The organism is Methylobacterium sp. WL116, from assembly GCF_008039455.1.
Lineage (GTDB): Bacteria > Pseudomonadota > Alphaproteobacteria > Rhizobiales > Beijerinckiaceae > Methylobacterium.
The window spans coordinates 1-10733 of the sequence record NZ_VRUV01000111.1 but is presented as its reverse complement, the minus strand read 5'-3'; the positions used below and the strand labels follow the sequence as shown (position 1 = coordinate 10733).

The following is a 10733-nucleotide window of genomic DNA, read 5'->3' as shown; positions in this document are numbered from 1 at the left end:
CGCTGGCCGTGGCCGCCCCCGTGGCCATCGTCGATCCGCAGACCCGCGAGACCTACGGCGAGCACCTGTCCAACGTCGGCTCGGGCTTCCGGGATACCGTAGGCTCGACCGCCGACCTCGCTACCGCACCTATGCGGGCCGTGACCGGCGGACGTTGATCGCCGCGCGCGGCTACGCGCCGACGAAGCCGGTCACCCCTCGACACCATGGAAAACCTCGAATGGCACTGAAGGTCGGAGTGACGGCTGTGGCACTATCGCTGGCCTCGATCGGGCTCGTCGAGGCCCAGGGGCTCAAACGCGGAGCCCGCGAGGGCGCGGCCCGTGGCGAGATGGAGGCTGGCCCCCTCGGTGCGGTCGTTGGTGGCGCCATCGGCGCGGCGGTCGGCATCGCGAACGGCATTCTCGGGGTCAACCGCCGTGCGCGGTTCCGTATCTATGCCCTCGGCGAACGGTGGCCTTCCTTTGTTTATGGAGGCCCACTCCAGGTCGGGACCGTCCTGCCCGAGGACGGCGTCGTCTTCTAGGACGTGCCCTCCGAGTTCGCTATCCCGAGCCTCAACTACACCATCGTCAACGACCACCCCGTGCTCGTCAACCCGCGTACGCGGCGCGTCGTCGAGGTCGTCGACTAGGTCTGACGTCCACGTGGAAGGAGGCATCATGGCGGAAGAGGCTTGCGCTATTAATTGCAGAGCCGCTTCGCGCCGACGACACAAGCTACAGCCGCTTGATGCTGCAGCCACGATGCCAAGCCTCGCCGGAGACGCCAATGCACCTTCTCGCGGTCGAACTCGTGATCCGGTTGGAAGCTGCGCACCTTCTCGACCTCGCGGACGCCGAGTTCGACCACATGGTAGAAGGGCTCAACGAGGCGGGGCGGGAACGGGCTCCCAACGGGTTGAAGCGCGGGTTGCAGATGCGCGCCTCGTAATGGACGGACTTTGACCATTCGCCCTGAAGCGGACGTTCTGCAAGCGACCCGACCCAGTCGTTCGGGCCCCTCGACGAGATACCCGGAAGCGGACGTTTAGCTACCCGCTTCCTTACGAAGCACCAAGGCCGTTACGTCTTCTTGGACTCTACGGCAGATTGATCGCCTCACGCGGTTCCGCGATGGCATGACGGTTCCGCTCGGCGCGGAAGCGCTTGCCCATCTCGTAGGCCTGCTTGCGCGAGCGCATGATGCCGCCGAGGGGTCGATGCGCCGCGAGCCCGTGCCACGGGCTGAACGACAGGCCATCGTCGACCGCGCTCGACCGGGCCTCGCTCCAAGCCGTCTGCGGCCTCACCCGGATCCGTGCCACGGTCTGGTACAGGCTCTTGCCCTCCGGCCAGACCGTGGCGGCGTTCTCGACCGGCATATCGTCGAGGCCGGTGCAGAGCTGCGCCCTGACCTCCCAGAGACCGCCATTCGCCCGGAAGAATTCGACCACGGCCTCCCGGATGGCGTTCGGGCCTCCGTCCTCCGCCAGGGGCTTGTCGGTCAAGGCCGTCAGTTCGGGCGCGACCGGCGCCACGCACAGCTTGGCGACGTAGTCGCCGAAGCGAACGGGCACTTGGCTGTAGAAGGTCTCGCCGAGGATGTGGGTCTCGGGCTGGCCGCCCATCGTCGCGACGGTGGCGTTGGGCCCGCCGGTGGTCGAGACGATGAGCTCCTGCACGCCGCGCATCGCGCCAGAGACGACCTTCTTGAAGCCCTCCGCCTTGTCGGTCGTGGCCGCAAGCAGCTTCAAGGTGGCGAGGAACGCCTTCGGCGTGGGCGCACCGAAGGCCGGTCCGTTGACCAGCACGAGGTCCTGGGTGACGTCCCCTTCGGAACCTTCCAGCCGTTCGCCCTCGACGCCGATGATCTTCACGGCGAGGCCGCGGGGCGTCGAGACGCTGTCGTCGAGGATGTCGCCCGGGAGGGTCGAGAGGCGCATGATCACGGGATAGGTCGCCGCCTTGGAAAACAGGCCCTGAGCCAGCATGGGTGGAAGCCCCGGGGCCACCTCAAGCTCGCCCTCAAGGAACCCGTGGCTCTTGGCGTGGACGCTGCGGATCGCGTGGCCGCCGTCTGCCAGGGTCTTCTCGCTGACCGAGCGCATCGTCTCCATAAGGCCCTGCGCCGTCTCCGCCTCGTCGTCGGCGACGGTTTCGACGTCGGGGCTGTAGCGAAGGTAGAAGTCACTCGCGTCGACCATGATCGTTCCTCGGGGCGGGAGCGATGGCACAACCGGGGACCGGTCACCTTCTGTCCTCACCCACTGAACATGGCCAAGGCCATCCGACCTTCACGGTTCCGAAGGCTCGGCCCGGTCGAACGCCAGCGGACGCGATCCGAACGATGGAGCACCGAGACGGGGTTAATCAGCGTCATGACGGGATCAGGTCAACTCGGTGTTCGGATGCTCATCCTCGATGCGCTCCGGCTCGCCTTCATCCATTCCGCCAATCAGACGGAATTGACTCGGCGCCGTCCCGAACTCGATCTCGAACGCCTTGCTGAACGCGCTTCGGCTGGCGTAGCCGACGGTGGCGGCGATGACCTTCACCGGCAGGTCGGTGCCGCTGAGGAGACGGGAGGCGATCCGCAAGCGGACCCGCTGGACGAACTCCATCGGACCCTGCCCGAAGGCCGCGGCGAACGCTTCGGCGAAGCTGGTCCGGCCCATGCCCGCGAGGGCCGCCAAACCCTCGACGGAGTAGTGCGCGCCCGGCTGTTCGAGCACCACCAGGACGGCGCGGGCGAGCTTTGGGTTCTGCAAGGCTGCCAGGATCGGGGGCGTGAAGTCGCTCGCCGTCAGCTGCCGACGCAGGAGGATGATGAGGCACTGCTTCATCAGCACCTCCGTCATCGCCTGTGTCGCGAGATTGGGGGTTTGAACCTCGGCGAGCATGAGATCGAAGGCGTAACGCAGCACCGGATCGGTAGGGAAGGTCTCAACCATCGGGGCCTGGAACAGCTCGAACAGCCCCATCGCACCGGTGTGAGTGTCGGCGATCTGGCCGCACACGAAGAGCGCATCGGGGCTGCCGTCGCCGGCTGTGAAGGCGATCAGGCCGTCACCATGGAGCGCGCAGTGATCCTCGGCGCGGACCTCACCGACGCAATCCTCGGCGGCGCCGAGGCTGTGCGAATGCCGAGCCGGCACGACGATGATGGTGTGTGGCGCAAAGGATCGCCACGGTCCCTGCCCAACCCGGAGGCTCCCGGTCCCGCGTAGCACGTAGTGGACGGTGATCGCCTCGAACGGGCTAAAGCCTAGGCGCCATCCGCTCTGAATGGTGCAGACGGAGAACGAGCGCAGCCGCACCGCAAGCGTGACGAGAAGGCGGTCGAGAAGATCGGCTCCCATGGTTGCGGACTATGTGTCACGGCCGGCAAAAGCTCCAACGATTTCGAGTGGTTGGGGTAGCGAAGCTGATACGCTGCTTTCGACCCAATCCAGCCGTACCAACAGCCATCAACGCTTCCCGAGCGGCCATTCGACGGATGCCTGGCAACCTCGGTTCGGGGTGATTAGACGTCCTTCTGTTGTCGACATTTCGTGGCTTGGCATCTGTCGCGTTCGACGCTACGGGCGTGATTAGGGATCACGTTGCACATGCCCAGACCGTCAAGCCTACCGCCGCATCCAGGATCTGTGCTGCGGTGTGGATGCGGTTCGCCACATATTCGAGCGCATGGCCCCCGCCGCCAGCGGTGATCAGATCCTCGCCCTTCAGCTGGATCGCGGCGGTGGAGGCCGTAACCGCCGTCGAGTCGAGCAATGACACGAGGGCGATCGGGCTCGAGTTGGTACGCGTCGTCACGCGGAGCAAGATGATGCTTGATCGAAAGCCTTATCGGACGATGGCGGCAGAGCCTCGTGCTATTGATTGCGAAGCTGCTTCGCCTTGGGGTGACATGCACGCGGAGGCGCCAGGTCTGGCTTCTCCATCTATTTCTAGAACGCCTACGGGCACGATCGCAGAAACCCGAACGATGACGGTTCATCGTCCGACCGTCGGATCAATGAAAGAGCCGGAGTAGATGACACTGCGCTATTAATTGCGCGTCGCGTATCTGGAGATTCTAACGATCGGCCTGTGGTGCCTCATCTTTTTATCGCTCCGATGATCCGTGACACTGACCGCCTCATGTATGTGGCGAAGCGCGCCGGGAAGGGCGGGGTACGAACCGAGACGTTCACAGGAAATCCCGTCACCACCTCACCAAAGTGTCGAACCAGCCGTCAGAAATGCATTGCAGCCTGATCGGTGAAAACCCGTCGCCGTTCTCGTCCGAACGGGTCACGCCGAGGGCGCCGCCGCGGTCTCCTCGACATCGCCGAGCCTACCGAGCTTGCCGACTTCGGAGGCTAGGTCCTGAAGGCTGGTGTCGCCCTTGCGCAGTACCTTGTCCGCCCCGGCGAGACGGTCGCGTTCGGCGGCGGATACGTCTCGTGCGCTCAGCACCACCACCGGCACCTCGGTGCATGACGGGATGGCGCGTAACTCGCGCAAGAAAGTGAAGCCGTCCATGACCGGCATGGTCAGGTCCAGTAGTACGATGCCCGGCCGCGCTTCAAGCACCCGTTCCAAGGCCTCGGCACCGTTGCCAGCCTCCCGTACCGCCCAGCCATTGCGTTCGAGGACGATCCGCAGCCGTTCACGCATGTCCGCATCGTCGTCGACGACCAGTACGTCGCCGGCGCCTTTCCCGAGCCGGTCGAGTACCGTTCTGAGCCGTGCCCAGTCCACCGGCTTGGGGATTGCGTCCGCCGCACCGAGGGAGGCGCTGAGCGCCGCATCAGCGACGAAGCTCACCATGACGACCGGGATGTCCCGGGTGGCCGGGTTGTCCTTCAGGGAGGCCAATACCGTCCAGCCGTCGACCTCGGGCATCATCACGTCGAGCAAGATCACCCGCGGCGCCAGGACCTGCGCTAGGTCGAGCCCGGTTCGACCGTCGGCGGCGGTACGCACCGAGAACCCCTGCCGGGTCAGGAAGCGGCCCATGAGGTCGCGCTGGCTCGCTTCGTCGTCGATGACCAGGACGAGCCCGCGTCCACCGATGCCGGGGGCGCTTCCGAGAGCGGCCTCATTCGGAATGTCTGCGGCCGCCGCCTCGGGGAGGGAAGCTGGTACGGTGAGGGTGAAACAGGTTCCGCGATCAATCTCGCTCGTCACCGAGACGTCGCCGCCGAGTAGCTGCGCGAACGCCTTGGTGAGGGCCAAGCCCAGGCCGGTACCTCCGTACTTGCGCGTGGTGCTGCCGTCGGCTTGGACGAAGCGCTGGAACAAACGCTCGACCTGATCCGCGCTCATGCCGATGCCACTATCCTCGACCGAGAGGAACAGACGGTCGCCACCCAGGGTGGACTCCCGCCGCGCTCGCAGGGTGATGGTCCCGCCCTCGGTGAACTTGGCGGCGTTCGAAAGCAGGTTGAAGAGGCATTGCCGCAGCTTGGTTGCGTCCGTCCACGCTGAACCAAGCCCATCGCCGAGGTCGAGGATGAGGCGATTTCCTTTCTTCCCGACCAGGGCATCGACGGTTCCCGCCGCGTCGCGGACGAACGTCTCGACGTCGATGTCCTCGGCGAAGGTGTCCATCTTGTTCGCTTCGACCTTCGAGAGATCGAGCACGTCGTTGATCAACCCGAGCAGGTGCGTGGCGTTTGTGCGGATCTTGCCGAGGTCTTTCAGGAAGCTTTCTTGGCCGAGCTCCTCAGCCTCCTCTTCCAGCATTTCGGAGTAGCCGATCACCGCAGAAAGCGGGGTTCGAAGCTCGTGACTCATGTTGGCGAGGAAGCTGCTCTTGGCGCGGTTGGCATCCTCGGCGCCCTCGCGAGCGGCCTCGGCGTCGCGGCGGGCATCCTCCAGCGCGACCTGGCTCACTCTCAGGCCGACGTTGGCCGCATCGAGGCGACCGAGCGTCTCCTCGCGCTCCGCCATGGTCCGGCGCAGGCCGTCGCAGACCCAAACCATCGCGCCGCCGACGACGATGTACTGCGCGAGGGCAACGATCTGTCCAGGGCTCAAGGTGAAGGTGCCGTCGGACCTGCGGAAAAACCACGCGGCGGCCACGAGCGAAACCGCAACGGCGACGACGCCCGGTCCGCGTCCGAGCGCAAGGGTCACGAGAAAGACCAGTGGCAGGTAGAGCAGAAACGGAGCAACATCGAGCGGTGCGAGGAAGCGCATTAGTGTCGCTGCCGCGACTGCTGCAACGGGCACCCCGTAGCGCGCGGCCGCCCCGATGCCGTGGCCGGAGATGGCCGCCATGAATCTGTGCATGGATCCTTCTCCTGGTACGTCTGCGCGCTGTCACGCCCCCGTAGGGATCTCGTTGGTGTGGATCATGAACCCCGCAAACGGGGCAGGGCCAAAGTCTATGGCAATCGCGCAGTCGGTCGCGTCGCGACCGTAGGCCATGACGATGCGGCCGATTCGAGGTCAAGGTTCAACGCTGTTTGACACCTTATCAGACCATGGCGGGAGAGCCCGGCGCTATTAATTGCGGAGCCGCTTCGCCGGGGGGCTTCAGGTATGTGGAGGCGCCGGGTCTAGCTTCCCCATCAGCCTCCAGAGCGTCTTGAGGGACGATCGCAGAAACCCGAACGACGATGATCCATCGTCCGACCGTCGGATCGATGAACAAACCGCTCAGATCCGGCTCACGGAGAAGGTCGCATCCTCGCTTCATCCGGCCCAGAGGATCTGGGCTGAACCTCTGGGAGATCGGGTGATGATACGCTTCAAGGCGCTCGGTGCGGCGACAGTGCTCGCGGCCGGTTTCGCCACCGCTACAGGGGTAAACGCGGCTCCATTCGGCTATGGTCCGTCTGAGTACGGGGTCGTGATCGAGCATGTGGCGGGCGGCTGTGGCCCCGGCTTCCATCCCAACCCGTGGGGTCGTTGCCGGCCGAACGACCGCGGCTACGGCGGAGGCTATGGTGGCCCGCGAGGCTTCTATAGCGATCGACCAGCCTACGGATACCGTGGTGGGTACGGCGGCTATGATCGCGGTTACCCCGAGGGTGGTCCGCGCCGGTTCTACGGCGGGTATTGATCTGACCGGAGAAGCGGTCAGGTCGGAGCCCAGCTCTGATCACGTCGGCCGCAAGCCTTACGGGAACGGGTTGGCGGTGCTGCGATGCGCCGTCGATACCCGACGATTGGAGGCTTGTAGCGGAGCTTGTCGGGGACACGGTTGAGGACGCTGATCACTGCGCGTTCTGCAGCCTGATCCAAGCGCATTGCAATCAATTGCGCAACGATCCGGGGCCGTTCAGGTCGTACGAGGTCACGGCGGAGAGCCCCGAACTGACCATTCCGATCAATCCCGTATCGAGTGTCCCAAACGCCGATTTTCCCAGCACGACCGCGAGACAGGGGCTTTTCCGAGATTTTTGAAATACCCCCGAGGGATTCACTCGAGGGGTCATCAGGAGACGCACTAGGAGAACCCTTCGTAGCTCAATCCCTATGTTCCTACGATTTCACGCATAATCCCGCTTCGAGGTTTGAAGGGGAGCCCGCTTTTTGGCCCCGAAAACCAAGCCTTCGCGCTGTCCCAAAAAGCTGTCCCAAACCTCCCGAAACAGGGGCGGGGACGGGCCTTGGGACAGGGGTACTAGCCCACCATTAAGGGGGAGTGATCGGTCCTACGAGGGCTAAAGGCGGCGTGTCTGCCTGAGTCCGATGTAGGGTGTTGCCCGGACGTGCCGCCCGCGCGCTCCGCAGGATGCTCGCTATGGCCGTCGACCCCGCGAACCTCGACACAATCGAGAAGGCCCGGACCTATCTCGCCGACGTGCGCAGAGCCGGGCGCGAGGATCTCGTCCCGGCTGCGTTTCGACGGGTGTACGAGTTGGCGGGTCGGGACGATACGATGGGTGGCACCCGGGACAGGAGACAAGCATGCCGAGCGTGAGCGCCAACGGCGGATCGAAGTGCTATTGCTTTATCGCAGTATGTCTCGTCGTCGTGATGGGGATGCCGGCCGCGGCAGTGACTCCAATCACTCCGGTGAGCGTCGAGAGCTGCGATGCGTTCCTTGCAGCCTACGCGCAATGCGTGGCCAGTCCAAGCGTGCCTGACGCCGTCCGTCCCAACATCCGCCAGGGCATCAACACCCTGCGCGAGAGCTTCCGCGAGGCACTCGCCCGCAACGAAGCCTCCCGTCCGATCGTTGCCTATCAGTGTGCCCAAGCCCACGAAAGCGTGCGCCAGAGCATGGTCGACGCCTTCAAATGCGAGTTCCCGGCTCTACCCCCCGCCTCTCAGGTTCTGCTGCAGAGCCCGCCGCCCACAGCGACAACCACGTCGACTGGTCGGGCCCCGGTGCGCCCCGCACCATCTCCGCCAAGCCTAGAGGCGCAGGAGGTGGCCAAGGTCAATGCCTATACTGAAGCCCAGAACCACCTCGTACGCTCCCACCCCTTGGCGCGGCAGCTCGCCGAGTATCGGCGGGACAACGAACGGGTGCTCAAGCTCGGCACGAAGCTCGGCGCCAACGCGTGGTACCATTTCGGCATCGTCGACTTCGACGGGGTGATCGACGAGTTGGAGAAGGCGACGGCCCTGCCCAGCGGCGTCCCAGAAGTCGACCCGCCGGCCGCCTGGTTGCTTGCGAGCTTGCGTGAGCTCAACCCCACGCTGAAGGCGCTGACCCGCTACCAGACCACTCGGGAGTTCAAGGAGGACGGGTACAAGTTCGCGCGCGAGCAGCACCCGATCCTAGTGATTAGGGTCGAGGCGGCGGCTAAGGCGATGGACGCCTACGGCACTGCGCTGTTCGAGCGCGAACTCGTTCGGGACGAGCGGCGCGCGGCAGCAATGCCGCAGGATGCGCCGGCACGCCGGCTGCTCGCCACCAGCCTCGCGCTGCGCCGGGCGGTGCAGCGTTTCGAGGCGCTTGGCCCGAGGGCGGACGTCGCCCCGTTCCTGGCCGCGCTCGGCGAGGTCGGCAACGCCAATCGGCAGCTTGGAGCGACCTTCGACGGCATGAGCCCGAAGGCGAACTCCTCGTGCACCGGCTACGCCGATACGGTGGCGAGCGTGATCGGCCACGGCCGGGACATGGCGCGGGACATCAGGGCGAAAGGCGATCCGAGCCAGCCGGCGCGGCTGTTCAACGATACCTACAATCGCTCGGTGCGTGATCTTGAGTCCTGCCAGCGATATGAGATCCGCGCCCGGCCAAGCTGAGAGCCTGCCCGCACCAAATGGGTTGTGCCCGCCTTCCCGAGACATCCGATCACCGACGGGGCACATGATCATGCGGTTTTGGAGAGGCCAAGGCGATGGCCGTCGACTTCCCCCCGTCATCCTGCTTTTCGCCTGGGTCGTCGGTGTGCCGACCCTGCTTGCAGGTCTCGGGGCTTGGGAGGTCGAGCGCGGGCACGCGACTGCCGCTAGCTACACTCGCCGGATCGTCGAGTTGCCAGTTACGTTGGTCCAATTGAGGCTTCTGGCGGCGACGGACCCCTACGCCTCGGTACAGTTCGAGGGCGCGCGCACGGCCTACGGCGCCGCATTAGCCGTCGACAAAGCGCGGGAAGCTCTAGCCGGGGTGGAGCGCGATCGACCTATCGCCATTGCCCGGGCATGGTTCCCGTACGCAACGATCGCTGGTGCCGCGCTGGCGATGCTGGCCGGCCTCCTCGCGCTGGCGGGTGCGACGGCGGCAGGTCTGTGGGCACGGCGCTCGCGCGACGCCTTGCTCACCGGTTTCGGCTTGGTGCGCCGGGCGCTTCCGGTGCTGCTCGGCCTACAGATCGTCGGGCTCAGTCTCGCCGTGCTTTGTGCAACCCTATTCGAGGCCGGGGGCCTGTGGTTCACCGAGCGGTTCTCGGCCGGCGAGGCCAAGCTGCTGCTCGGTGCACTGGTCATCGCCGGCTTGGCAGTCTGGGCCGCGATCGGTGCCGTGCGCGGCCTGCGCGGCGTGTTCGCACTGTTCACTCCCGAGCCCATTGATGTGAACGGCCGGGCCCTCGACGCCGCCGAGGCCCCCGGGCTGTGGCGCCTCGTGCGTGAGCTCGCCGCGCGCCAGGATGCGCTCGTCCCCGACGCTGTGATCGTCGGACTGACCGGCGGCTTCTTCGTGACTGAGGGCGCCGTGCGCTTGGCGCCGAATGGGATGACCCTGACCGGGCGTACTCTCTACCTGCCAGCCCCCTATCTCGGCGTCCTCGACGGGCGCGAGCTCTCCGCGGTGATCGGACACGAACTCGCGCACTTCGCGGGCGAGGATACCGCCTACAGCCGACGGTTCACCCCAATTTACGCCGGCCTGCACCGGGCGCTGTCCGCGCTCGGCGGTGCCGGGATCGGCGACGTCCTCACCCGCCCTGCCGCATATGTCGGCAACCGCAGTCTGGGTACGTTCGACGCGGCCGTGGCACACTGGAGCCGGGTGCGCGAGTTCGAGGCTGACCGGCGCGGCGCCCTCGTCTCAGGCGCGCCGCCCGCCGCCTCAGCCCTACTGCGCGTCGGAGCCCTCGGTCCGGTGGTGGGCGAGACTCTCGGATCCGCCTTCAACGCGCCGGACGCGGCGAGGGCCGACCTTGTCGCGGGCGTGCTCGACGCGATCCCCGCCGCCGGCTTCCCGGACCCGGCGTCGCATCTCGACGAACGCCAGGAACATCCGACCGACACCCACCCGCCGGACCGGCAGCGCATCGTGGCGCTCGGCGTCCCTCTCGATGGCGACCTTATGAGCCGCGCCGCCAGGCCGCTCGGCGCGGAGGACCGCGCCTGGCC

8 protein-coding genes and 2 pseudogenes are annotated in these 10733 nt (G+C 66.0%); 5 read left to right on the top strand and 5 right to left on the bottom strand.

Features of this window, described 5'->3' with window-relative positions:
- The first annotated feature begins 220 nt into the window (after positions 1 to 220).
- Together FV223_RS10985 and FV223_RS30290 are read left to right on the top strand one after the other, a co-directional pair.
- Positions 221 to 634 (top strand): annotated as a pseudogene (locus FV223_RS10985) (DUF1236 domain-containing protein).
- A 137-nt stretch (positions 635 to 771) separates the two neighbouring features.
- Positions 772 to 933, top strand: a complete 162-nt coding sequence (locus FV223_RS30290; RefSeq protein WP_187274667.1) for a hypothetical protein — start codon at positions 772 to 774, stop codon at positions 931 to 933.
- Positions 934 to 1081: 148 nt separating this feature from the next.
- Here FV223_RS30290 and FV223_RS10980 read toward each other — a convergent pair whose 3' ends face one another.
- From FV223_RS10980 to FV223_RS31715, 5 genes and pseudogenes are all read right to left on the bottom strand, one after another.
- The gene (locus tag FV223_RS10980) at positions 1082 to 2185 is read right to left on the bottom strand and encodes a catalase family protein (protein WP_147727080.1); all 1104 of its coding nucleotides are present in this window, start codon (positions 2183 to 2185) and stop codon (positions 1082 to 1084) included.
- 183 nt (positions 2186 to 2368) lie between these two features.
- Positions 2369 to 3340 (bottom strand): AraC family transcriptional regulator, encoded by a 972-nt coding sequence (locus FV223_RS10975; RefSeq protein WP_147727079.1) that lies wholly within the window; start codon positions 3338 to 3340, stop codon positions 2369 to 2371.
- Positions 3341 to 3578: 238 nt separating this feature from the next.
- On the bottom strand, positions 3579 to 3806 hold the full coding sequence (locus tag FV223_RS10970) for a hypothetical protein (protein ID WP_147727078.1): 228 nt from the start codon (positions 3804 to 3806) through the stop codon (positions 3579 to 3581).
- A 471-nt stretch (positions 3807 to 4277) separates the two neighbouring features.
- Positions 4278 to 6263 carry a response regulator gene (locus FV223_RS10965; RefSeq protein WP_147727077.1) on the bottom strand — a complete coding sequence of 662 codons (1986 nt, stop codon included), beginning with the start codon at positions 6261 to 6263 and terminating at the stop codon, positions 4278 to 4280.
- Between the two features lie 30 nt (positions 6264 to 6293).
- Positions 6294 to 6422: pseudogene (locus FV223_RS31715) on the bottom strand (transglutaminase family protein); the annotation flags it as partial.
- A gap of 292 nt (positions 6423 to 6714) precedes the next feature.
- Between FV223_RS31715 and FV223_RS31260 the strand changes: the two are divergent.
- From FV223_RS31260 to FV223_RS10945, 3 genes are all read left to right on the top strand, one after another.
- A complete protein-coding gene (locus FV223_RS31260; protein ID WP_147727076.1) occupies positions 6715 to 7038 on the top strand; it encodes a hypothetical protein in 324 nt (107 codons plus the stop codon).
- Between the two features lie 851 nt (positions 7039 to 7889).
- Positions 7890 to 9179: a DUF3829 domain-containing protein gene (locus FV223_RS10950; RefSeq protein ID WP_147727075.1), complete on the top strand. Its 1290-nt coding sequence runs from the start codon at positions 7890 to 7892 to the stop codon at positions 9177 to 9179.
- Between the two features lie 64 nt (positions 9180 to 9243).
- On the top strand, positions 9244 to 10733 hold a 1490-nt coding region (locus FV223_RS10945; protein WP_187276114.1), incomplete at its 3' end, for a M48 family metallopeptidase.